Annotated in this window: 22 protein-coding genes; 14 read left to right on the top strand and 8 right to left on the bottom strand. The window is 75.2% G+C overall.

From position 1 onward, the window contains the following. Nucleotides 1-143: 143 nt before the first annotated feature. On the top strand, nt 144-1,556 hold the full coding sequence (locus JIG38_RS08825) for an alpha/beta hydrolase family protein (RefSeq protein WP_199423409.1): 1,413 nt from the start codon (nt 144-146) through the stop codon (nt 1,554-1,556). Between the two features lie 41 nt (nt 1,557-1,597). After that, nucleotides 1,598-2,020: a VOC family protein gene (locus JIG38_RS08820; RefSeq protein ID WP_199423408.1), complete on the top strand. Its 423-nt coding sequence runs from the start codon at nt 1,598-1,600 to the stop codon at nt 2,018-2,020. Here JIG38_RS08820 and JIG38_RS08815 read toward each other — a convergent pair whose 3' ends face one another. After that, nucleotides 2,021-2,701 carry a hypothetical protein gene (locus JIG38_RS08815; RefSeq protein WP_199423407.1) on the bottom strand — a complete coding sequence of 227 codons (681 nt, stop codon included), beginning with the start codon at nt 2,699-2,701 and terminating at the stop codon, nt 2,021-2,023. Between the two features lie 159 nt (nt 2,702-2,860). Here JIG38_RS08815 and JIG38_RS08810 point away from each other — a divergent pair, with 159 nt between their 5' ends. After that, a complete protein-coding gene (locus tag JIG38_RS08810) occupies nt 2,861-3,805 on the top strand; it encodes an iron-sulfur binding domain-containing protein (protein WP_199423406.1) in 945 nt (314 codons plus the stop codon). Continuing rightward, entirely contained in the window at nt 3,802-4,728 is a 927-nt protein-coding gene (locus tag JIG38_RS08805; protein WP_199423405.1) for an aminoglycoside phosphotransferase family protein, read from the top strand. Before JIG38_RS08810 ends, JIG38_RS08805 begins: the two co-directional genes overlap by 4 nt. Here the strand turns inward: JIG38_RS08805 and JIG38_RS08800 are convergent. Continuing rightward, nucleotides 4,709-7,036 carry an LLM class flavin-dependent oxidoreductase gene (locus JIG38_RS08800; protein WP_199423404.1) on the bottom strand — a complete coding sequence of 776 codons (2,328 nt, stop codon included), beginning with the start codon at nt 7,034-7,036 and terminating at the stop codon, nt 4,709-4,711. The genes JIG38_RS08805 and JIG38_RS08800 overlap by 20 nt on opposite strands. Before the next feature lie 64 nt (nt 7,037-7,100). Between JIG38_RS08800 and JIG38_RS08795 the strand changes: the two genes are divergently transcribed. From JIG38_RS08795 to JIG38_RS08785, 3 genes are all read left to right on the top strand, one after another. Beyond that, on the top strand, nt 7,101-7,520 hold the full coding sequence (locus JIG38_RS08795; protein WP_307844731.1) for a winged helix-turn-helix transcriptional regulator: 420 nt from the start codon (nt 7,101-7,103) through the stop codon (nt 7,518-7,520). 108 nt (nt 7,521-7,628) lie between these two features. Continuing rightward, nucleotides 7,629-8,048, top strand: a complete 420-nt coding sequence (locus JIG38_RS08790; protein WP_307844730.1) for a YciI family protein — start codon at nt 7,629-7,631, stop codon at nt 8,046-8,048. Nucleotides 8,049-8,152: 104 nt separating this feature from the next. Then, complete coding sequence (locus JIG38_RS08785) at nt 8,153-9,403, top strand: RNA polymerase sigma factor (protein WP_307844740.1); 1,251 nt, start codon at nt 8,153-8,155, stop codon at nt 9,401-9,403. 52 nt (nt 9,404-9,455) lie between these two features. On the opposite strand, the gene JIG38_RS08780 is transcribed toward JIG38_RS08785, so the two are convergent. Then, nucleotides 9,456-9,827 carry a ribonuclease E inhibitor RraB gene (locus JIG38_RS08780; RefSeq protein ID WP_199423403.1) on the bottom strand — a complete coding sequence of 124 codons (372 nt, stop codon included), beginning with the start codon at nt 9,825-9,827 and terminating at the stop codon, nt 9,456-9,458. A gap of 213 nt (nt 9,828-10,040) precedes the next feature. Here JIG38_RS08780 and JIG38_RS08775 point away from each other — a divergent pair, with 213 nt between their 5' ends. Continuing rightward, nucleotides 10,041-10,421, top strand: coding sequence for a hypothetical protein (locus tag JIG38_RS08775; RefSeq protein WP_199423402.1), 381 nt, complete (start codon nt 10,041-10,043; stop codon nt 10,419-10,421). On the opposite strand, the gene JIG38_RS08770 is transcribed toward JIG38_RS08775, so the two are convergent. Next, nucleotides 10,418-11,317 (bottom strand): hypothetical protein, encoded by a 900-nt coding sequence (locus tag JIG38_RS08770; RefSeq protein ID WP_199423401.1) that lies wholly within the window; start codon nt 11,315-11,317, stop codon nt 10,418-10,420. The genes JIG38_RS08775 and JIG38_RS08770 overlap by 4 nt on opposite strands. A 52-nt stretch (nt 11,318-11,369) precedes the next feature. Further along, nucleotides 11,370-11,912 (bottom strand): amino-acid N-acetyltransferase, encoded by a 543-nt coding sequence (locus JIG38_RS08765; RefSeq protein ID WP_307844728.1) that lies wholly within the window; start codon nt 11,910-11,912, stop codon nt 11,370-11,372. Between the two features lie 33 nt (nt 11,913-11,945). On the opposite strand from JIG38_RS08765, the gene JIG38_RS08760 reads away from it, so the two are divergent. After that, nucleotides 11,946-13,019, top strand: a complete 1,074-nt coding sequence (locus JIG38_RS08760; protein WP_307844727.1) for a DMT family transporter — start codon at nt 11,946-11,948, stop codon at nt 13,017-13,019. A gap of 9 nt (nt 13,020-13,028) precedes the next feature. Here the strand turns inward: JIG38_RS08760 and JIG38_RS20695 are convergent, their stop codons facing one another. The 3 genes from JIG38_RS20695 to JIG38_RS08745 form a co-directional block, all read right to left on the bottom strand. Continuing rightward, nucleotides 13,029-13,616 carry a putative glycolipid-binding domain-containing protein gene (locus JIG38_RS20695; RefSeq protein WP_199423400.1) on the bottom strand — a complete coding sequence of 196 codons (588 nt, stop codon included), beginning with the start codon at nt 13,614-13,616 and terminating at the stop codon, nt 13,029-13,031. Nucleotides 13,617-13,620: 4 nt separating this feature from the next. Next, nucleotides 13,621-13,950 carry a hypothetical protein gene (locus JIG38_RS20990; RefSeq protein ID WP_199423399.1) on the bottom strand — a complete coding sequence of 110 codons (330 nt, stop codon included), beginning with the start codon at nt 13,948-13,950 and terminating at the stop codon, nt 13,621-13,623. A gap of 152 nt (nt 13,951-14,102) precedes the next feature. Then, the gene (locus tag JIG38_RS08745; RefSeq protein WP_199423430.1) at nt 14,103-15,017 is read right to left on the bottom strand and encodes a sugar-binding transcriptional regulator; all 915 of its coding nucleotides are present in this window, start codon (nt 15,015-15,017) and stop codon (nt 14,103-14,105) included. A gap of 291 nt (nt 15,018-15,308) precedes the next feature. On the opposite strand from JIG38_RS08745, the gene JIG38_RS08740 reads away from it, so the two are divergent. From JIG38_RS08740 to JIG38_RS08720, 5 genes are all read left to right on the top strand, one after another. Continuing rightward, nucleotides 15,309-17,123, top strand: a complete 1,815-nt coding sequence (locus tag JIG38_RS08740; protein WP_199423398.1) for a glycerol-3-phosphate dehydrogenase/oxidase — start codon at nt 15,309-15,311, stop codon at nt 17,121-17,123. A gap of 96 nt (nt 17,124-17,219) precedes the next feature. After that, a complete protein-coding gene (locus JIG38_RS08735; protein ID WP_199423397.1) occupies nt 17,220-17,954 on the top strand; it encodes an MIP/aquaporin family protein in 735 nt (244 codons plus the stop codon). 49 nt (nt 17,955-18,003) lie between these two features. After that, nucleotides 18,004-19,521, top strand: coding sequence for a glycerol kinase GlpK (gene glpK / locus JIG38_RS08730; RefSeq protein ID WP_199423396.1), 1,518 nt, complete (start codon nt 18,004-18,006; stop codon nt 19,519-19,521). 260 nt (nt 19,522-19,781) lie between these two features. Further along, complete coding sequence (locus JIG38_RS08725; RefSeq protein ID WP_199423395.1) at nt 19,782-20,663, top strand: NAD-dependent epimerase/dehydratase family protein; 882 nt, start codon at nt 19,782-19,784, stop codon at nt 20,661-20,663. 94 nt (nt 20,664-20,757) lie between these two features. Further along, nucleotides 20,758-22,629: an HD domain-containing phosphohydrolase gene (locus tag JIG38_RS08720; RefSeq protein WP_199423394.1), complete on the top strand. Its 1,872-nt coding sequence runs from the start codon at nt 20,758-20,760 to the stop codon at nt 22,627-22,629. Nucleotides 22,630-22,647: the final 18 nt, after the last annotated feature.

The following is a 22,647-nucleotide window of genomic DNA, read 5'->3' as shown; positions in this document are numbered from 1 at the left end:
CAGGCAGCGCACGCCGGTCCCCGCGGTGGACGCGCCCCGCCGCCACGCCGCGCGAGGCTGACCGGGCCGGCTCGACGCCGGCGCCGCCGGTCGGACGCCGGCGCCCTCGCCGCGCGCCGCGCGGCCTGCCGTGGAGGACTGCCGTGCCCCTGCTCGACGTCGTCGCGCTCGTCCCGCTCGCGCTCCTCGCGGCCGCGCCCTGGACGCCGGCCGACCGCCGCCGGGCGACCGTCCTGCTCGCCGCCGGGCTCGTGGCCGCCGCCGCGGTCGTCGTGGTCGTCGCCGAGGGCGCGCGGTGGCAGCGCCTGCCGCTCGTGCTCGCCGCGGTGGTCGCGGGCGCCGTGGCGGCCGCACGACTGCGCGCTGCCCCGCGGGGCGACGGGCGACGCCGACGCCCCGCGTGGCGCGCGGTCGGGGTCGTCGCAGCGCTCGGGCTCGTCGCGGCGGGTGCCGCCGCCGCCTGGGCCTTCCCGGTCCTGCGCCTCCCGCAGCCGACCGGCCCCGCCGAGGTCGGCACCACCGTCGTCGAGTGGACGGACCCCGACCGGCCCGAGCCGGCGACGGACGACGAGGGCGACCGCCGCACCGTCGTCGCCCAGCTCTGGTACCCGGCCGCGCCGGGCGCCGCGTCCGTCGACGGGGCCGAGCGCATGCCGTACCTCGGCCGCGACCTCCAGGAGGCGAGCGCCGTCGCCGCCGGCATCGGCGCGCAGTTCGGCGTCCCCGCGTTCCTGCTCGACGAGGCCGTCCGGGCGCGCGGCGGGGCCGTCGTCGACGCGGCCCCGCTCGACGCGTCCTTCCCCGTCGTCCTGTTCTCGCCCGGGCTCGCGGGCGTGCGGACCCAGGCGACCGCGTGGGCCGAGGAGCTCGCGAGCCACGGCTACGTCGTCGTCGCGCTGGACCACCCCTACGACTCCGCCGCCGTGGTCCTGACGGACGGCACCGTCGTGCCGAGCCGGGTGGCCGCGAGCGGCGACGACGCCCAGGACGACCGCAACGCCGAGGCGTGGGCGGCCGTGCGCGCCGCGGACCTCACCTTCGCGCTCGACCAGCTCGGACGCCCCGGCACGCTCCCGGACCGGCTCGACGGGCTCCCGGACACCTCGCGGGTCGCACTCACGGGACACTCGCTCGGCGGGGCGTCAGCCCTCCTCGCGGCGACGACCGACGAGCGCGTCGACGCCGTCGTCGACGTCGACGGGTTCCCGCGCGGTGCGCCCGCGCCGACCCAGCCGGTGCTCGCCCTCGTCGCGGGCGCCGGGACGGGGAGCGCCGACGGCGACCGCGCCTACGCCGACGCGCTCGACCGCGCCCTGGCGGCCAGCGCCGGACCGACCTACCGCCTCGTCGTGCCGCGCGCCGGCCATCTCAGCCTGACGGACGCCGCGCTGTTCCTTCCCCCGGTGCCGATGCTGCTCGGGAGCATCGACCGCCCCGACGGCCCGCGCACGACGGCGGCCGCCACCCTCGCCTTCCTCGACGCGACGCTGCGCGACGGCGACGACGCGGTCGCGGTCCTCGACGCGCTCGGCGACCTCACCACGACCGGTCGCTGACGCCGGGTGCGACCCGCGCCGGCCCGGTCTAGCGTGCCGCCATGGGAGTCGTCATCAGCCAGCTCGTCGTCGACTGCGCGGACCCGGAGCGGCTCGGCCGCTGGTGGGCCGAGGTGCTGGGCTGGGAGGTGACGGTCGACGACGAGGGCGACGTCTGGGTCGCCCCGCACGCCGAGGACCTCATGGGCGGCCTGCTGTTCGAGAAGGTCCCGGAGGAGAAGTCGGTCAAGAACCGGCTCCACCTCGACATCCGCCCCGCCGACGGGTCGAGCCAGGAGGCCGAGCTCGAGCGCCTGCTGGCCCTCGGGGCGACCCCGGTCGACGTCGGGCAGCGCGACGCGACGTGGCACGTGCTCGGGGATCCGGAGGGCAACGAGTTCTGCCTCCTGCTCAGCACGCCGGGCCGGCTCGCGGAGCGCGCGGCCGAGGAGGCCGCGGCGAAGGCCCAGGCCGCGGAGGGCTGATCAGCCGAGGTCGAAGACCGCGGCGGCGCTCGTCGCGCCGAGCGTCGTGACGACCGCGCTGTAGGTGCCGGGGCGCGGCTCCGGCAGGTCCGTCGGGCAGCCCGCGGCCGAGCGCGTCCGCGCCCACGGCACGGCGGCGTCCGTGCGCGCGCCGGGCTCGAGCAGGAGCAGGTTCGGCGTCGCGTCGGCCGGGCAGTCGAGCGAGGACCAGATGCGGTCCGAGCCCGACGTCACGACGACGTCGCGCTGGGCGGCCGACGCGTCGACGGTGCACGCGACGGCACCGGCGTTGGTGAGCGACACGGTGAACGTGGGGGTCGTCCCGGCCGGGTACGTGCGGGCGTCCGACGACAGGACGAGCGTGAGGTCGGCGGGCGCGCAGACCGGCGGGCCGGCATCGACCGGCGGCGCCACGGCGGCCGCGTCCGCCGTGCCCTCCGCCGTGCCGTCGGCGGTGCCGTCAGCGGTGCCGTCGACGTCCGTCCCGTCCTCGGCGACGGTCGCCGCGCCCTCGCCCGAGCCGCCGTCGGCGCCGTCCGCCGGGGCGGCACCACGGCCGAGCACCCCCCACAGCACCGCGACCGCACCGACCAGGACGACCAGCAGCGCCAGGACGACCAGCCGCCGGACCCAGTAGACCTGCGGGGGCCGGGGGCCGACGGGGTGCAGCACGGTGCTCATCCGCTCGTCGCCTCCTCGGGTCGATCCGACCACGCTACGACCGGGAGGCCCGGCGCCCCGGGAGCCGCGCCGCGCACGCGCCGCCGCGTGTCGCCCGCGTCCCGCCGGCGGGCGCCGCCCGCGCCCGCGCGTGTCGCAGGCGTCGGGGATGATGAGCCGGTGCACGCCCTCGTCGAGCCCGTCGTCGCCTGGTTCGACGCGCACGCGCGGGAGCTGCCGTGGCGGCACGCGGACCGCACCGCGTGGGGCGTCCTCGTGAGCGAGGTCATGCTCCAGCAGACGCCCGTCGCGCGGGTCGAGCCCGTGTGGCGGGCCTGGATGCAGCGCTGGCCGACCGCCGCGGACCTTGCCGCCGCACGGCCCGACGACGTGCTGCGCGCGTGGGGCCGGCTGGGCTACCCGCGGCGCGCGCTGCGCCTCCAGGAGTGCGCGCGCGTCGTCGTCGCGCGGCACGACGGCGACCTGCCAGACGGCGAGGCGGCGCTGGTCGACCTGCCCGGGATCGGCACGTACACCGCGGCCGCGGTCACCGCCTTCGCGCGCGGCCGGCGCGCCGTCGTCGTCGACACGAACGTGCGGCGCGTCCTCGCCCGCGCGCTCGAGGGACGCGCCCTGCCGGCACCGCACCTGTCGAGCGCCGAGCTGCGGCGCGCGGGCGACGTCGTGCCCGAGGACGACGCGGCGTCCGCGCGGTGGAACGCCGCGGTCATGGAGCTCGGGGCGCTGGTCTGCACCGCGCGGTCCCCGCGCTGCGACGCCTGCCCCGTGGCCGACCGCTGCCGCTGGCGCCTGGCCGGGATGCCGCCCGACGAGCTCGCGGGCCGACGGCGCCGGCAGGCGTGGCACGGCACCGACCGCCAGGCGCGCGGCCGCGTCATGGCGGCCCTGCGCGACGCCGCCCACCCGCTGACCGACGGCGACCTCGCGCCCCTGTGGCCCGAGGACGACCAGCGCGCGCGGGTGCTCGCCTCGTTGCTCGCGGACGGCCTCGCGGTCGCTGTCGACGACGACCGCGGCCCGGCGTACCGGCTGCCGGGCGGGCCCGTGGCGGCTGAGGAGCGCGCGACCCTCTCCACCGCCGACGCCGTCGAGCTGCCGGCATGAGCCCGGTCGCGATCCCGCCCGCGTTCGCCGCGCGCGCCGCGCTCGGCCCCGCGTGGGCGGACTGGCTCGACGCGCTGCCGCGCCTCGTCCGGGACCTGCTCGCGGAGTGGGACCTGCGGCCGGATGGCGACGCGCGCCACGGCGAGTGCGCGCTCGCCGTGCCGGTCCGCACCGCGACGGACCGCGCAGCGGTCCTCAAGGTGACGTGGCCGCACGAGGAGGCGATGACGGAGCACCTGGCGCTCCAGCGCTGGCACGGCGGCGGGGCGGTCGAGCTGCTGCGCGCCGATCCCCACCGGTACGCCCTGCTGCTCGAGCGCGCCCACACCGCAGACCTGCTCACGGTCCCGGACGACGAGGCGTGCGAGGTGGTCGGGCGGCTCTACAGCCGCCTGCACGTCCCCGCGCTCCCGCAGCTGACGCCGCTCTCCTCGTGGGTCGCCCGCTGGACCGAGGGCCTCGCCGCCCTCCCGCGCAACGCACCCGTGCCGCACCGGTTCGTCGAGCAGGCGGTCGCGCTCGGCCGGGCGTTCCTGGCCGACCCGGCCACCGACGGCACGATGATCCACACCGACCTGCACCACCTCAACGTGCTCGCGGCCGAGCGCGAGCCGTGGCTCGTCATCGACCCCAAGCCGGTCTCGGGCGACCCCCACTACGAGGTCGCGCCCATGCTGTGGAACCGCTGGGACGAGGCGGTCGCGTCGGGCGACCTGCGGTGGGCGCTGCGCCGGCGGATGGACGTGCTGACCGACGTCGGCGGCCTCGACCACGACCGCACGCGCGACTGGGTCGTCTTCCGGATGATGTGCAACGTCCTGTGGGCGATCGAGGACGCCGCCGAGCGCCCGGGCGGCCTGAACGACGAGGACCGCCGCTGGTTCGACGTCTCGGTGGCCGTCATCAAGGCCGTCCTCGACTGAGCGACGAGGCGAAGCCATCGGAACCGTTCTCGTCACGGGACGGGACACGAACGGAGTGGTCCGAGGGTGGCCTCGTCCGAGATGCAGGGTCGGTGGGCTGGACGTCTGCCGGGTCGGGTGCGATGGGGAAGTTGTCGCGGAACAGGCCGGTCGGGTCCCACGCCGCCTTCAGTCGGCGCAGTCGCCTCAGGTGCGCGGGCGGGAACGCGCGGGCAAGGACCTCGGGGCCGGTGTCGGTCTCGAAGCTGAGGTACATGCCTTCCAGGACCGGGACGAGGTCCGCCCATCGCTGCTCGACCTCGCCCGTACCGCCGCCGAGCATCGCGATGAGGAAGTTCGCGTCCCGCCATCCGTACGCCGCGGCGTCCGACGAGACGTTCCCGACCGCGCCTCCGGCGGAACGGATGGTCAGGATGAACGACGACCGGGACGACACAAGCTCCGTGAGCCTCACCGCGACCTCGTGGTCGATGTGACGGACCAGGCCCGAGTGCGCGTGCGGCTCGCCGCGCCCGTGCTGCTGCTCGCCGCCGACGGGGAGCTCGAGAAGCGCCGCGTAGGGGACCATCTGGACGGACTGGTTCGCCAGCGGCGCGAGCCGTGCGAACGGCTGCAGCCGCTCCACGACCGCGTCGGGGTCGTGCTCGTCGACGACGATCAGCGCCTGCACCGCTGGCCGTGCGCCAGGCCTGGAGGGGCCGATCATGATCGTCCCGGTCACGGTCGGATCGGCGGCCTCGATCGCCGTACCCCATCCTTCGAGGAACGCGGTCATGTCGTCGGGCACGAGGACGAGCATCGCGAACCCGACCTGCTCGGCGACCGGGTGCGCCCGGAACTCGAACGAGACCACGGCGCCGAAGTTCGCGCCCGCGCCTCGCACGGCCCAGAACAGGTCAGGGCTCTCCGTCGCGCTCGCGCGGACGAGCTCACCGTCCGCGGTGACGATGTCCACCGAGCGGAGGTGGTCGATCGTGAGGCCCCGCTCGCGGGCGAACCATCCGATCCCTGCCGTGGTGGCCAACCCGCCGACGCCGACGCCGCCGTGGTCGCCCGCGGTGATCGCGAGACCGTGCGGGGAGAGCGCCTTCGCGACCTCGCCCCAGCGGGCGCCCGGGCCTACCCGGACCCGGTTCCCGTCGCTCACCTCGATCCCGTTCAGGGCGTCGAGGGCGATGACGATCCCCCCGTCGTTCAACGACCGTCCCGAGAGGCCGTGGCCTCCGCTGAACAGGCCCAGGGGCAGGTCCTGGTGGCGGGCGGCGAACCGCACTGCGTCCTGCACCTCCGCCGGGGACTCCGGACGAAGGATCAGACCTGGCCGGGCGCCACGGAAGTAGCCCGACGTGTACCGGTCGTAGCCGCGGTCTCCGGGCAGCAGTGCCCGGGACGCGAGCGCCTCGGGGATCGGGTCGCGGGCGAAGACCCGCGCCGCCGGTCGTGCGACCGTGGAACTCGACGCTCGACGCGCCTTCTCGACCCGGTCGCGGATGTGCGGGGCCGTCCGAGTGGCGAACGTGCGGATCTCGCGCGGGTCGTCCGAGCCCATGATGAACACGCTGATCCCGTGGACGACCGCGAGCTCGGCCAGGTCCTCCGCGTCGTACTGCGGCGTCACGTTCATCAGCCGGGTGACGGCCCGCGGGTCGCGGCCGGCCTCCCGGGCAGCGTCGTCGATGATGTGGTTGCCGCGCTCGATGTCGCCGGGCTTCAGCCACGGCAGGCTCGGCAACCAGCCGTCCCCCTTGCGTCCCAGGATGCGCTGCATCCGCGGCTTGTACGCACCCACCCAGATGGGGACCTCGTGCGCCGGAGCCGGCCCCCGAGCCGCTCCCGTCACCCGGTGATACCTGCCCTCCACGTGCAACGGCGACGGGTCAGTGGTGTCCCAGATGCCCCGGATGATGTCCAGCGCCTCGTCCAGGCCGCTGACCGCCTCGGCAGGGGTCAGGAGCGGCGCACCCATCGTCGCCATCGCGTCGAAGTACCCGCCCGTGCCGATCCCCAGCTCGGCCCTCCCGCCGCTGAGCTGGTCCAGGCTCGCCACCGCCCGTGCGAGCACGGCGGGCTGCCGCAGCGGGAGGTTCAGCACGTTCCCCGAGACGTGGATGCGTGAGGTCCTCGCCGCAACCCAGGACATCAGGGTCCAGGTGTCCTGGAACACCGGCTGGTACGGGTGGTCCTGGAACGTGACGAGATCCAGGCCCAGCTCCTCGCTGAACAGGGCGAGGTCGACCGGGCGCTGCGGGGCGGCCGCGATCGGAGTGACGAAGCTGCCGAAGCGCAGGGGGTGACGGTAGTCGGGCATGCCTCGAGCATCCGGGCACGGCTCGTCCTCGACAAACCACCGGTAACCTGCTTACTTTGCGTACGTGAGCCACGCCGAGGCAGGAGCCTCCCGCACGCCCCTGCGCATCGATGACGAGGAGTGCCGCAGGATCGCCGGCGTCATGGAGATCGTCGGCAGGCGATGGTCCAGCGGCATCCTCCTCGCCCTCGGCACGGGCGCCGAGCGCTTCACCGAGATCGAGCGCCGCGTCCAGGGGCTCTCCGGTCGCATGCTCAGCGTGCGTCTCCGCGAGCTCGAAGCGGCCGGACTCGTCGTCCGTGCTGTCGAGCCCACCACCCCCGTGACCATCTCCTACCGACTCTCCGAACGCGGCGTGGAGCTCCTCCGCTCCCTCCAGCCCATGGCGCGCTACGCCCGCCGCTGGGAGCCGCCCCTCGATCAGGCAGCAGGGGCCGCCACCGGAACCACGGCACGACGCGCGGCTGGGTCTTCCGAGGAGTGAGGGCACCCGGCTGGATCCGCCCGCGGCTCGTGTCGATCCGCGGGTACCGCCGTTCGACCTGGGGGTGAGAGGGTCCGAGAGGGACCTGCCCAGGCTGAGGAGACCACCGTGAAGTACATGCTGATCATGCGCTCGACCGACGAGGCCGAGGCCGCGTTCGCCGACGTCGACTTCGAGCAGGTCATGGACGCGATGGGCCGCTACAACGACGAGATGATCCGGGCCGGCGTGCTCGTCGCGGCCGAGGGCCTCGACGACGCGGCGAAGGGCGTCGTCGTCGACTACTCGTCGCAGCCGCCGGTCGTGACCGACGGCCCGTACGGCGAGACGAAGGAGCTGTTCGGCGGGTTCTGGATCCTCGACGTCGCGTCGATCGAGGAGGCCGTCGAGTGGGCCAAGCGCGCGCCGCTCGGGGGTCCCGGCATGAAGGCCGAGATCCGCCGCGTCGCCAGCATCGACGAGTTCCCGCAGGACAACGAGTGGATCCGCAAGGAGCGCGAGTGGCGGGTCCGGACCGGCCAGCTCTGAGCGCCGACGCCGCGGCCGACCGCCCCGCCGCACCGGCGGGGCGGCGCGCCGCGCCCGAGGGACGGCGCGCCGGCGGCTCGGACGCGCGGCACGCCGTCGAGGCGGTGTGGCGCATCGAGTCCGCGCGGATCGTCGGCGCGCTCGCCCGGTACACCGGCGACCTCGCGCTCGCGGAGGACCTCGCGCAGGAGGCGCTCGCCGAGGCGCTCGTCGCCTGGCCCCGGGACGGCGTCCCGGACCGGCCCGCGGGGTGGCTGCTCACGGTCGGACGACGGCGCGCGATCGACGCGTTCCGCCGTCGCGCCGGCCGGGACGAGCGCTACGCGGCGCTCGCGGCCGGGCTCGGCGAGGGGCAGGCGACGTCGGGCGCCGCACCGGTCGGGGAGGACGACGACGGCGACGTGCTGTGGGACCCCGACCGCATCGACGACGACGTCCTGGCGCTCATGTTCACGGCGTGCCACCCGACGCTGTCCCGCGAGGCGCAGGTCGCGCTCACGCTCCGCGTGCTCGGCGGCCTCACGAGCGACGAGATCGCCCGCGCGTTCCTCGTCCCGACGGCGACCGCGCAGGCGCGCATCACGCGCGCCAAGAAGACGCTCGCGGCGGCGCAGGTGCCGTTCGCCGTCCCACCGCCCGAGGAGCGCCGCGAGCGCCTCGGCGCGGTGCTGAGCGTGATCTACGTGATCTTCACCGAGGGCTCGACGGCGACGTCGGGCGACGCGTGGCTGCGGCCCGACCTCGCGCACGAGGCCGTGCGGCTCGCGCGCGTGCTGGCGCGGCTCGTCCCCGACGAGCCCGAGGTCCACGGTCTGCTCGCCTTGCTCGAGCTCACGGCCGCGCGCTTCCCCGCGCGCGAGGCGCCCGACGGCACGCCGGTGCTGCTCGAGGACCAGGACCGCCGCCGCTGGGACCGCTCGGCGATCCGGCGCGGCCGCGCCGCCCTCGAGCGGGCGGGTCGCGTGGGCCGCGGTCTCGGCGCCTACGGCCTGCAGGCGGCGATCGCCGAGTGCCACGCGGTCGCGCCATCCGTCGGCGCGACCGACTGGGAGCGCGTCGTCCTGCTCTACGAGGCCCTCGGCCGCCTCGCGCCGTCGCCCGTGGTCGAGCTCAACCGCGCCGTCGCCGTCTCCATGGCGCGCGGCCCGGCCGCCGCGCTCCCGCTCGTCGACGCGCTCGCCGCCGACGGCGCCCTGGCGACGTCTCACCTGCTGCCGAGCGTGCGCGGCGAGCTGCTGCGCCGGCTCGGCCGCCTCGACGAGGCGCGCGCCGAGACCGAGCGCGCCATCGCGCTGTGCGGCAACGAGGCGGAGCGGACGGTGCTGGCACGGCACCTGGGGCCATCTGCAGGCTGAGCCTCGGGGCGGTTCCGGGCGCACACCTCCTCGAGTGAGCCCTGGCCGCCGCTCACTCGCTCGACGGCACCTGGGCGCCCCAGCCGTCGTACTCGACACCCTCGGCGTCCGCGAGCCGCAGCATCGTCGCCGAGTGCTCGATGACGTCCTCGAGCGATGCGGCCCACAACGACGCGGTCCACTGCACCGACCAGACCGTCTTCTTGCGGAAGAGACCGGCCCGCTCCTGGGACGCCTCGACGGTCGCGGGCGCACCGGCGTCGGTCAGGACCGCAGCGAGCGACCGGGCACGCGCCTCGTCGTCCGCGTGGAAGAAGCTGTCGATCGTCAACGGCGCCCCGTCCTGCATCCCGTGCTCGAGGAGCACGGCCCACGTCGCCGTGTCGTGCTCACGCGCTTCGGCCAGGCGTCGATCGAGGTCCACGCCGCGAAGGGTAGGGCGACGTGGCACGCGGCGCGACGGCGTCACCCCGTCGGCGCAGCCGCTGGCGGCCCGCGCCGTCTAGCCTGGGTCCGTCGGCCGACCGGACGGTGAGGGCACGCTCGGGTCGTCCCGCGCAGCGGGTTCGAGAAGGTCCGGAAGTAGACCCCGGCGTGACGCCGACGCACGAGTGACCGCACGGGCGAGGGGGCCCCGATGACCGAGCCGATCGACCGACCGACCGTCGCTGTGTCCGTGCCGATGAGCTCGGGTGGCATGGGCGCGTCCATGGGCGTCGCGGCGCCGATCGGCGCCGTGAGCCGCCGCGTGCGGGAGCGCGCGCGCCGGACTGCCCTGCGGCGCGGGACCGCGTCGAGCACCGTGCTGGTCACCGCCATCCCCGGCACCGTGGCCCTGCAGCGGCGCGCGGCGGACGGCTCGTGGAAGACGGTCCGCACGCGCCGCGCCGCGCTCCTCGGCCGCACCCGCATCGACCTGCCGCCGGACGCCGGCGCCTCACCGCGGCCGTACCGCGTCGTCTTCGCCCCGCGGAACCCGAACCTCGTCCCGTGGATCTCCGAGGATCTCGGCCCCTAGCGCACGAACACCGCGCCCGGCGGCACGCGCCCCGCGACCGGGCGCGCGTCGGCGAGCCACCCGTCCACCGGGAACCGCGCGACGAGCTGCCCGCCCTGCGGCGGGGCGATGAGCATGCGCCCGTCGCGCGTCGGCGTGAAGCCCCAGCCCCCGAGGAACGGCGTGCCGCTGCGCAGGTTGGTGAACCCGCCGTCGGCCTCGACGCGGCCGGTCGCGGCAGCGCCGCTCGGCTTGTGGAAGAAGAACAGGGTGCCGTCGGCGGCGGGCAGGACGTGGGTCCACGGGTCGAAGCCAGGGTGGTTCTGCAGGTCCGCGAAGCCGCCGTCGGGGGTGACGCGCCCCGTGGCCGCCAGCCTCGTCTCCGCGTTGTAGAAGAGCACGAGCCCGTCCTGCACGGGGACGATGTGCGTCCAGAAGTCCCACAGGTGCGACTCGCTGAGCTGCACGTACGCGCCGTCGGGTCGGATGCGGCCGATGATGGCGCGGCCGACGTACCCGTGCGGCCCGGTCTGCACGAGGTACGAGATGACCATGTCTGCGCCGACGGCGACCAGGCTGTGGTTGATCGGAACCTGGTGGTTGTCGCGGACGTCGACGCACGAGCCGTCGGGCAGGACCTCCCCGACGGTGAGCAGATCGCCGCGCTGGAACGCGACGCGGCCGCCGCCGAGCGGGACGACGTTGAACCACTCCCGGTCGAGCCCGAAGGTCTGCTGCGGGATCGCCGCGCCCAAGGCGCCGAGCGTCCCGGTCCTGGTGACGCCCGAGCTGGCGTAGACGAGCCACTGGGCGTCGGTGACGGCCGCCTCGAGGGGCGGCGCGGCGGTGACGCCCGCGGCGGAGAGGGCGGCGAGCGCGGTGGGGATGTCGCTGGGGGTCTGGGTCGAGGCGTCCATACCCGTGAGGAGTGCGACGACGCCCCGGTGTGACACCCGGGTCAGGGGCCGCTCAGAGGTCGAGCAGCATCCGTGTGTTGCCCAGCGTGTTCGGCTTCACGCGCGCGAGGTCGAGGAACTCCGCGACGCCGTCGTCGTGCGAGCGCAGCAGCTCGGCGTAGACCTCCGTGTCCACGGGCGTGCCCGCGATCGCGCGGAAGCCGTGCGCGGCGAAGAAGTCGACCTCGAACGTGAGGCAGAAGAGCCGCTTCAGCCCCAGCCGGCGCGCGCGCTCGACGAGCGAGCCGAGCAGCGCGTGGCCGACGCCGCGACCGCGCCACGCGGGGTGCACCGCGAGCGTGCGCACCTCGGCGAGGTCGGCCCACATGACGTGCACGGCGCCGCAGCCGATGAGCGCGCCCGTCGCGTCCTGCGCGACCTCGAACTCCTGGACCGACTCGTAGTAGCCGACGAGCTCCTTCGCGAGCAGGATCCGCTGCTGCGCGTACGGCTCGACGAGGTCGCGGATCTCGCGGACGTCGCGCGGCAGGGCCGGCCGGATCTCGTACGGCTGCTCGGGCGCGGCGGCGCGGGTCGAGGGGTCGGCGGACGTCACGGGGTCACGCTAGGGCACGCGAGAGGATGGGCCGTGACCACCACCGGACTGCGCAACCGCGGCGTTCAGGCGGCACTCGCGTCGGCCGTGCTGTTCGGCGCGGGCACGCCGCTGGCCAAGCTGCTGCTCGGCGAGACGTCGCCGTGGCTGCTCGCCGGGCTGCTCTACCTCGGCAGCGGGACCGGCCTGGCGCTCGTCCGGCGGGTGCGGCGGGCGCCTCGGGTGCGGCCCGCGCGGTCGGACCTGCCACCGCTCGTCGGGGCCGTGGCGGCGGGCGGCGCCGTCGCGCCCGTCCTCCTCATGGTCGGGCTCGCGGGCATGCCGGCGTCGGGCGCGTCGTTGCTGCTCAACGCCGAGGGCGTGTTCACCGCGCTGCTCGCGTGGTTCGTGTTCCGCGAGAACGTCGACCGCCGCGTCGCGCTCGGCATGGTCGCGATCGTCGCGGGCGCCGTCGTCCTCAGCGTCGGTGGGCAGTCGGTCGAGGCGGGGAGCGTGTGGCCCTCGCTCGCCGTGCTCGGCGCGTGCGCGTGCTGGGGCCTCGACAACAACCTCACGCGCAAGGTCGCGCTGACCGACGCGGGCTGGCTCGCGATGGTCAAGGGTGCGGTCGCGGGGTCGGTCAACCTCCCGCTCGCGCTCGCGCTGGGCTCCCGCCTGCCCGGGCCGGGGACGGTGGCTGCGGCGGCCGCCGTCGGCTTCGTCGCCTACGGCGTCAGCCTCGTCCTGTTCATCGTGGGCCTGCGGCACGTCGGGACGGCCCGGGCGGGCGCGTACTTCTCGGTCGCGCCGTTCTTCGGCGCGGTCCTCGCGCTCGCGCTCGGCGAGCCGCTCACCTGGCCGCTCGCCGTCGCCGCCGCGCTCATGGCGCTCGGCACCTGGCTGCACCTGTCCGAGGAGCACGCGCACGAGCACACGCACCCCGCGACCGAGCACGACCACTGGCACGTCCACGACGCGCACCACGAGCACGACCACGAGCACGACGAGCCGGTGCCCGCGCGCGGCCACCGGCACCGCCATCGGCACGCGGTGCTCACCCACACGCACGCGCACTACCCCGACACGGAGCACCGGCACACCCACGACGACGAGCGCGCCCCGGGCTGAGGCAGACCCTCAGCCCGTGAGGCGGCGGCCGATGCCGGGGTAGTCGACGACCAGCCCGTCGGCGTCGACGACGATCGTCGCCGCGAAGCCGTCCGTCGCGAACCGCACCGCGGCGCCGCCGTCGGGCGTGGGGGTCGACGGCCCGTACCGCTGCTCGGACGCGAGCACCTCGAGGCCCGGCACCGCGACCCACGCCATGACCAGTGCGCCCGTGGCCTCGGTCCCGGCGGCGCGGAGGCGCAGCAGCGGCATCGTGTTCGTCAGCGGGCACAGCGCCAGGTCGCAGTCGAGCGCACCGTCGAGGTCGGGCAGCGTCACGGGCGTCTCCTGACCCCGGGACCACCGCCGGGCCGACCAGCGGCCGTCGTCGGCCCGGCGCAGCTCGAGCCGGCGCTCGCCCGCGGCGTCGCGGCACGTCACGTCCAGCTCGCGCGTGACCCAGCCCGCGCCGGTGACGAGGCGGTACGCCGTCGTGTGGTCGCCGGCGCAGCTCGTCCCCCACGCGCTCAGCCGGTCGTCGTGCAGCACGACGCGCGCGGCGTCGACGCGGTCGGGGTCGACGCCCCGCCACGCGACGAGCCGCTCGCGCGTGCTCACCTGCTCACGCGTCGGTGAACTCGCACGAGATGACGAAGCGGATGCTCGTCGTGAACGTGTAGGTGCGGTCGCCCTCGTTGGCGTCGCCGAGATCGCTGACGAAGTAGTCGCCGCCGTGCCGGATGACGACGAACGCCAGCGCCGACGCCTTGGTCCAGGTGTAGGTGCGCGGGGGCACGCTCTCCTTGGAGCAGGCGTACACACCGCCGTACTCCCAGGTGGCGGGGTCGCTCGGGCGGGGCTTCGGGGCGGCCGCAGCGCCGGACGCGAGGCCGCCGACCAGGGCGGCGGCGAGCAGCGGGGCGACGACGGCGGCAGGACGGGGACGGCGCACGGCGACCTCCGGTGGGGCGGGGCGTGCGGGCGACGCCCGGACGACGACGGCTCTCGCCGCCGCCCGGCGCACGGCGTGCACCGGCGCCTCGCAGGCTAGGACGGTCGCGCGCCCACCGGAAGACCCGTCCCGCCGGCGCACCCGGGGGACGCTCAGGCCTCGTCGGCCATGAGGGCCTCGGCCGTGAGCTCGTCGACCACCAGGTCCGTGACGACGCCCGCCGCGAGCGCGGCGCGCAGCGGGACCACCTTGTTGTCCCCCGCGACCGCGCAGACCCGACGCGGGATGCGCTGGAGCTCGACGGGCGTCGGGCCCGTCGCCCGCGCGTTGAGCGCGACGTCCTCGTAGCTGCCGTCGGCGCGCAGGAACACGGTGCACACGTCCCCGACGACGCCCTCGTCGTGCAGCAGCGCGACGTCCTCCTGGTCCAGGTAGCCCGCCGAGTACACGTGGCTCGGCAGCCCACCGCCCACGGCGCCGACGCCGAAGAGCGCGATGTCGGCGCGCCGCTGCACGTCGAGCACGCGACGCACCGAGCGCTCGCGCCACATCGCGGCCTTCGTCTCCGGGTAGTCGAAGAACGCGGGCACGGGGAAGTGGTGGACGGTCGCGTCGAAGGCCGCGCCGAAGCCCGTGATGAGGTCGCTCGCGTACTCGATGCCGGACGTGCGCGTGTTCGCGGCGCCGTTGAGCTGCACGACGGCGCTCCCGCGCGTCGCCTTGGGCGTGAGCCGGCGCCCGACGGCGGCGAGCGTCGTGCCCCACGCGATGCCGAGCACCATGTCGGAGTCGAACCACGTGCCGATGAGCTTGGCCGTCGTGATCGCGACCTGGTCGAGCCGCTCGATCTCCGTGGCGGAGTCCGCCACGGGCGTCACGTAGGCCTCGATGCCGTAGCGGCGCGCGATGGTCTGGCGCAGGCCCGGGGCGCGCGTGCGGCCGGGCCGCAGCGTGATCTCGACCAGCCCGGTCTCGCGCGCACGCTTGATCAGCCGCGAGACCGTCGAGCGCGACGTCCCGAGGTGCCGCGCGATGACCTCCATCTTGAGGTCCTGGAGGTAGTACATCGAGGCCGCCCGGAGCACGTCCTCCCGCACGTCAGCGCCGTCGTCGTCGATCACCGGGCACCTCCTCGGGCCGTCGTCGGGGCTCGCTGCGAAGGCCGCGCGGCGCCGTCGCCGTGGGCCCCCCGTCGGCGCGCTGCACGTTCGTGCACCTGGGTTGCGCGTTCGTTCGGGCATCGCCAGCATAGGGCTGTCGCGCGACCGACACCCTGCCACCGGGACGATCTCCGTCCCCCGGGGCGCCTGCACGTGCGACATCCGTCCCCGGATCGGTCCGGGGCAGGAGGAGGCACCGTGAGGACAGCGGCACTGACGCCACAGTCACGCGAGGACGCGCTCGACGCGCTCGAGCGGTCGGGAGCCGGCGAGGAGCTGGACGTCCTGGTCATCGGCGGAGGTGTCACGGGGGCGGGCATCGCGCTCGACGCCGTGACGCGCGGCCTGCGGGTCGGCATCGTCGAGGCGCAGGACTGGTCGAGCGGCACCTCGAGCCGGTCGAGCAAGCTCGTCCACGGCGGCCTGCGCTACCTCCAGATGCTCGACTTCCACCTGGTGCACGAGGCCCTCACCGAGCGCGACCTGCTGCTCAAGAAGATCGCCCCGCACCTCGTGCGCCCCGTCTCGTTCCTCTACCCACTGACCAACCGCGTCTGGGAGCGCGCGTACGTCGGCGCCGGCGTCGCCCTCTACGACGTGCTCGCGAGCGTCGCACCCGGCAACCGCGCGATGCCGTGGCACCGCCACGTGACCCGGACGGGCATGGAGCGGCTCTTCCCCGACCTGCGGCACGACGCCGCCGTCGGCGCGGTCCGCTACTGGGACGCGAGCGTCGACGACGCGCGCCTGGTCACGACGATCGTCCGGACCGCGGTCACGTACGGCGCCCACGCCGCGAGCCGCACGCAGGTCGTCGACCTCACGCGCCGCGCGACGGGCGTGGTCAACGGCGCCGTCGTGCAGGACCTCGAGACCGGCCGCCGCATCACCGTCCACGCCGACCAGGTCATCAACGCCACGGGCGTGTGGACCGAGGAGACCGAGGCGCTCGCGGGCGACGAGGGCGGCCTGCGGGTCCTCGCCTCCAAGGGCATCCACATCGTCGTGCCGCGCGAGCGCATCCGCGGCGACGTCGGGCTGATCCTGCAGACCGAGAAGAGCGTCCTGTTCGTCATCCCGTGGTCCCGCTACTGGGTCATCGGGACCACGGACACCCCGTGGGAGCAGGAGCTCGTCCACCCCGTGGCGACGGCGGCCGACATCGACTACGTCATCGAGCACGCCAACGCGGTGCTCGCCGACCCGATCACGCGCGACGACATCATCGGCACGTGGGCGGGCCTGAGGCCCCTGCTCCAGCCGGGCACCAAGGAGGGCACGTCGTCGGCGAAGGTGTCGCGCGAGCACACCGTCGCCTCGCCGACCCCCGGCCTCACCGTGATCGCGGGCGGCAAGCTCACGACCTACCGCGTCATGGCCAAGGACGCCGTCGACTTCGCGATCGGCGAGCGCGCCAAGGCGCTCCCGTCGATCACGGACCGCATCCCGCTCGCGGGGGCCGAGGGCCACGCCGTGCTCCAGCGGCAGGCCAAGCGGATCGCCCGGACGCACGGGTGGACGCGGTTCATGGTCGACCACCTGCTCCACCGCTACGGCTCGCTGCTCACCGACCTCATCGACATGGTCGAGGCCGACCCGTCGCTCGGCCGCCCGCTCGAGGGCGCGCCGGCCTACCTGCGGGCGGAGGTCGCGTACGCGGCCAGCCACGAGGGCGTGCTCCACCTCGAGGACGTCATGGTCCACCGCACGCGCCTCGTCTACGAGCAGCGCGACCGCGGCCTCGCCGCCGTCGAGGAGATCGCCGAGCTGGTCGGCGAGCGCCTCGGCTGGTCCGCCGAGCGGCGGGCGGCCGAGGTCGCCGCCTACCGCGCGCGGTGCGAGGCCGAGGAGGCCGCGTCCCACGAGCCCGACGACGCCTCGGCCGAGGCCGCGCGCCTGCGCGTCCCGGACATCACGCCGCTCGTCGACCTGGGTCCGGACAACCCCGGCGGCGGCCTCAAGCCCGGGTCGCCCGAGGGCTCCCCCGCGGCCGCCGGTCCCGCCGGCACCTGAGCACGCGTCCGGCGGCATGCCGGACCTTCCCACTCTCCGGGCACCCCGCCCGGAGCGCACGTGACAACGAAGTCCCCGCGAGTGAATCGAGGAAACATGGACGTCACCATGACCCAGGTCTTCATCTCGGAGGTGATCGGAACCGCCATCCTGCTCCTCCTGGGTGCAGGCGTGGTCGCCAACGTGATCCTGCCCGGGACCAAGGGCTTCAACGGTGGCTGGATCGTCATCACGTTCGGGTGGGGCCTCGCGGTCTTCGCCGGCGTCTACGCGGCGTACCGGTCGGGCGCACACCTCAACCCCGCCGTCACGTTCGGTCTCCTGGCCAACGGTGCGGAGGAGTACGCCCCCGGGGTGCCCGTCGACGCGATGTCGACGCTCGTCTACCTGGCCGGTGAGATGGTCGGCGCGTTCCTGGGCGCCGTGCTCGCCTTCGTCGCCTACAAGAAGCACTTCGACGAGGACGCGGACCCCGCGACCAAGCTCGCCGTCTTCTCCACGGGCCCGGCCATCCGCAGCTACAGCTGGAACTTCCTCACCGAGGTCCTGGGCACCTTCGTGCTCGTCTTCATCATCCTCATGTTCGGCAACACCCCCAGCGAGCTCGGCCCGCTCGCCGTCGCCATGCTCGTCGTCGGCATCGGCCTGAGCCTCGGCGGCCCGACGGGCTACGCCATCAACCCGGCCCGTGACCTCGGCCCGCGCATCGCGCACGCCCTCCTGCCCATCAAGGGCAAGGGCTCGAGCGACTGGGGCTACGCGTGGGTCCCGGTGCTCGGTCCGATCGTCGGCGGCGTGCTCGCCGGCCTCCTCGCCGCCGGTCTCGCCTGACGCGCACCCCCACCCCCCATCCACCTGCACGACGACGTGAAGGACTGACATGGCTGACTACATCCTCGCCATCGACCAGGGCACGACGAGCTCCCGGGCGATCGTCTTCGACCACTCCGGCTCGATCGTCTCGACGGGCCAGAAGGAGCACGAGCAGATCTTCCCCAAGCCCGGCTGGGTCGAGCACGACCCCGAGGAGATCTGGACCAACGTCCGTGAGGTCGTCGGCCTCGCGCTGACGCGGGCCAACCTCACCCACCGCGACATCGCGGCGGTCGGCATCACCAACCAGCGCGAGACCGCCGTCGTCTGGGACCGCACGACGGGCAAGCCCGTCTACAACGCGATCGTCTGGCAGGACACGCGGACCCAGAAGATCTGCGACGACCTCGCGGCGATGGGCGGCGGCGCCGAGCGCTACAAGGAGCGCGTGGGCCTCCCGCTCGCCACCTACTTCTCGGGGCCGAAGATCCGCTGGATCCTCGACAACGTCGAGGGCGCGCGCGAGAAGGCGGAGCGCGGCGACCTCGCGTTCGGCAACACCGACTCGTGGGTCGTGTGGAACATGACGGGCGGCGTCAACGGCGGCGTGCACGTCACGGACGTCACCAACGCGTCCCGGACGATGCTCATGAACATCGACTCGCTCACGTGGAACGAGGAGATCGCCGGCGACATGCAGATCCCGGTGTCGATGCTGCCCGAGATCCGCTCGTCGTCCGAGGTCTACGGCAACGGGCGCGAGGGCGGCATGGTCCCGGGCGTGCCCATCGCGGGCATCCTCGGCGACCAGCAGGCCGCGACGTTCGGCCAGGCGTGCTTCGAGGTCGGCACGGCCAAGAACACGTACGGCACGGGCAACTTCATGCTCCTCAACACGGGCACGGAGCCGATCCAGTCCAAGAACGGCCTCCTCACGACGGTCTGCTACAAGATCGGCGACCAGCCGCAGGTCTACGCGCTCGAGGGCTCGATCGCCGTGACCGGCTCGCTCGTGCAGTGGCTGCGCGACAACCTCGGGCTCATCAAGGACGCCCCCGAGATCGAGCAGCTCGCCTCGACGGTCGAGGACAACGGCGGCGCCTACTTCGTGCCGGCGTTCTCGGGCCTCTTCGCGCCGTACTGGCGGGGCGACGCGCGCGGCGTGCTCGCGGGCCTCACCCGGTACGTCAACAAGGGGCACATCGCCCGGGCCGCGCTCGAGGCGACGGCGTTCCAGACCCGCGAGGTCCTGGACGCCATGAACGCCGACTCGGGCGTGGACCTCACGGAGCTCAAGGTCGACGGCGGCATGATCGCCAACGAGCTGCTCATGCAGTTCCAGGCGGACATCCTCGGCGTCCCCGTCGTGCGGCCGAAGGTCGCCGAGACGACGGCGCTCGGCGCGGCCTACGCGGCCGGCATCGCCGTCGGCTTCTGGCAGGGCGAGCAGGACGTCATCGACAACTGGGCCGAGGACAAGCGCTGGGAGCCCTCGATGGACCCCGAGGCGCGGGACAAGACGTACCGCAACTGGAAGAAGGCCGTCACGAAGACCTTCGACTGGGTCGACGCCGACACCGAGTGACGTCGGTCGCACCCTGACCGCTGCCGCCGGCGGGCACCGGCGGCAGCGGCAGGCGCGGAGGGGCTCGTCCTGCGGGACGGGCCCCTTCGTCGTCCCCGGCGGCGCCGGCCCGGTCGGCACGTGCGGCGCACGGTGCAGGAGTGACCCACGTGGCGCGGCCGCCGTCCCCTGGGCCCCGTCGGTCCCACCGGCACCGTGCGCCGCACATCCGGGACGGGAGTGCGGCGGCACCGGGGTCCGGGGCGGGGCAGGATGGCGTCATGCGGGTCACGGTGACGGGTGCGTTCGGCAAGGCTGGGCGGGTGGTCGTCGGCGACCTCCTCGCGCACGGGTACGAGGTGGTGGCGACCGACGTCGCGGGGCCTCCCGGCGCGGACGCCGGGCTGGGCGCGGACCTCCTCGTCGCGGACCTCACCGACTACGGGCAGACGCTCGAGGTCATGGCCGGGTCGGACGCCGTCGTGCACCTGGGGAACATCCCCGCGCCGGGGCGCGCGACCGGGCCCGAGACGCTGCACCGGAACTCCGCGATGAACGGCAACGTGTTCCTCGCCGCCGCGCGGCTGGGGCTGCGCAAGGTCGTGTGGGCGTCGAGCGAGACGACGCTCGGCCTGCCGTTCGACACGCCGCCGCGGTACCTGCCCGTCGACGAGGCCCACTTCCCCTACCCGACGACGACGTACGCGCTGTCCAAGGTGCTCGGGGAGGAGACGGCCGCGCACGTCTCGGCCTGGTCGGGCATCCCGTTCGTCGGGCTGCGGATCTCCAACATCCACCGGCCCGAGGACTACGTCGCCGTGCCCGGGTACTGGGGCGACGCGCAGCTGCGCCGGTGGAACGCGTGGGGCTACGTCGACGTGCGCGACGTCGCCCAGGCGTGCCGGCTCGCGCTCGAGGCCGAGACGACCGGGTCGCAGAACGTCATCGTCGCGGCGGCGGACACGATCATGGACCGCCCGTCGGCCGAGCTCGCCGCCGAGGTGTTCCCCGACGTCCGGCTCACCAAGGCGCTCGGCGAGTTCGAGACCCTGCTCGCGATCGACGCCGCGCGCGACCTCCTGGGCTACGAGCCGGCCCACTCGTGGCGCGACGAGCTCGGCCCCCACGGCGACCTCCCCGAGGCCGTCCCCTCCCCCAGCTGACGGCGTTCACCCGGGCGCACCCGTACGACTGAACCTCGGCGCCGTGCGGCGTCCAGGGCTCATGCGCGAGCCCTCCGACGCCGATGGTGACGACATGGCGTCCGGTCCCACCCAGAACTACGACGACGCCTCCCTCGGCCGCTGGAAGGCGCGGCCCGTCCTCGCCCTGCTCGTGCGGGGCACCGTCGCGCTGCTGCCGGTCGCGCTCGCGGTCGCGTTCGGCGCCGCCGCGGCCCGGTGGTTCGGGCCCGAGCGCCTCGGCGTGCACCCCTGGCTCTGGCTCCTCGTCGAGGTCGCCTGCGCGGTCCTGCTGCTGCTCGGGCTCGCCCGCGTCCTGCGCCGGCTCCTGCCGCTGAGCACGATGCTCCGGCTCAGCCTCGTCATGCACGACCGTGCCCCCTCGCGCCTGGCCGTCGCGCGCCGGCTGTACACGCCCGCCGCGCTCGTCGAGAGCCGCCGCCGGCGCGCCGGGCGCAGCGTCCCGCCGCCCGACGACGAGGCCGGGCGTCTCCTCGCGCTCGTCTCCGCGCTCAACGCGCACGACCGGACGACCTTCAGCCACAGCGCCCGGGTCCAGGCGTACAGCGCCCTCATCGGGCGCGAGCTCGGGCTCTCGCGCGAGGACGTCGCGCGGCTCAGCTGGGCCGCGCTGCTGCACGACGTCGGCAAGCTCGAGGTGCCCGGCGCGCTCCTGACCAAGAGCGGCCGCCCGACCGACGAGGAGTGGGCCCGCCTCGCCGAGCACCCGCGGCACGGCGTCGGGCTGGTCCTGCCGCTCGCCGGCTGGCTCGGCGACTGGGCCGGCGCTGTGGGCGAGCACCACGAGCGCTGGGACGGCGCCGGCTACCCGGCCGGTCTCGCCGGCACGGACATCAGCCTCGCCGCGCGGGTCGTCGCCGTCGCGGACGCGTACGACGTCATCACGTCGGCGCGCGCGTACAAGAAGCCGCTGTCCGCCGCGGCCGCGCGCGCCGAGCTCACGCGCTGCGCCGGGACGCAGTTCGACCCCGACGTCGTCCGCGCCATGCTCGCCGTCGGCCTGGGGCGCCTGCGCCTCGTGGCCGGCCCCGCGTCCCTGCTGTCGGCGCTCCCGGGCCTGCGCGTCGTCCCCTGGCCCGAAGCGGTCGCGGGCGTGCCCGGGCTGAGCGCCGCGGCGACGGCTGCCGTCGTGACGACGGCGCTCGTGGCCTGGCCCGCCCTCGCGCTCGCCGGTCCCGAGGCGGTGGCGCAGGAGCCCACGGCCGTCGTCGTGGCGCAGCAGGCGGCGGGGACCGGGTCCGGGTCGCCCAGCCGGTCCGGCCGGGACGGCACCGACGGGCCCGCGTCCGGCGGCGCTGGCGCGACCGACGGCCCGGGCGCGACCGACGGCGACGACGCGTCCACCCCGTCCACGGCTCCCGACGGCGAGCACGCCGGGCGCCCCGAGCGCCCCGTCGCACCGGCGTCCCCTGACGGCGGCACGACGACGCCGGACACCGACGCCGCGCCGAGCGCCGCTCCGCCCGCGGCACCGGCTCCCGGCCCGACGACGCCGACGCCCGCCGGGCCCGCAGCCCCCGTCGCGCCCGTGCCGGCCCCCTCCGCCGCACCCCCGTCGAGCACACCCGCCGAACCGACCGCCGCGGAGTGCCAGGCCGCGCGGGTGGGTGCCGTCGACATGCGCGGCGCCAACCTCGCGCGCTGCGACCTCAGCGGCGCGACGCTCACGGGGTCGTGGGCCGGTGCGAAGCTCGACGGCGCCGACCTGCGCGGGGCCACGCTCGTCGACCTCGACCTCAGCGGCGCGAGCCTCAGCGGCACGGACCTGCGCGGGGCGACCGTCACGCGCACCCGGTTCGACACGGCGACCCTCACCGGCGCCCGGTTCGTCGACGCCGTCGTCAGCGACTCGAGCTTCGCGGGCGCGGTGCTCGACCCGCGCACCCTCCGGGGCGCCACCGTCACCGGCAGCACGGGGCTCGCCTGACGTCGGGACGCGAGGCCG

This window comes from Actinotalea solisilvae (genome assembly GCF_016464425.1).
GTDB lineage: Bacteria > Actinomycetota > Actinomycetes > Actinomycetales > Cellulomonadaceae > Actinotalea > Actinotalea solisilvae.
The sequence above is the reverse complement of the archived record's forward strand: the minus strand, read 5'-3'. Positions and strand labels throughout refer to the sequence as shown.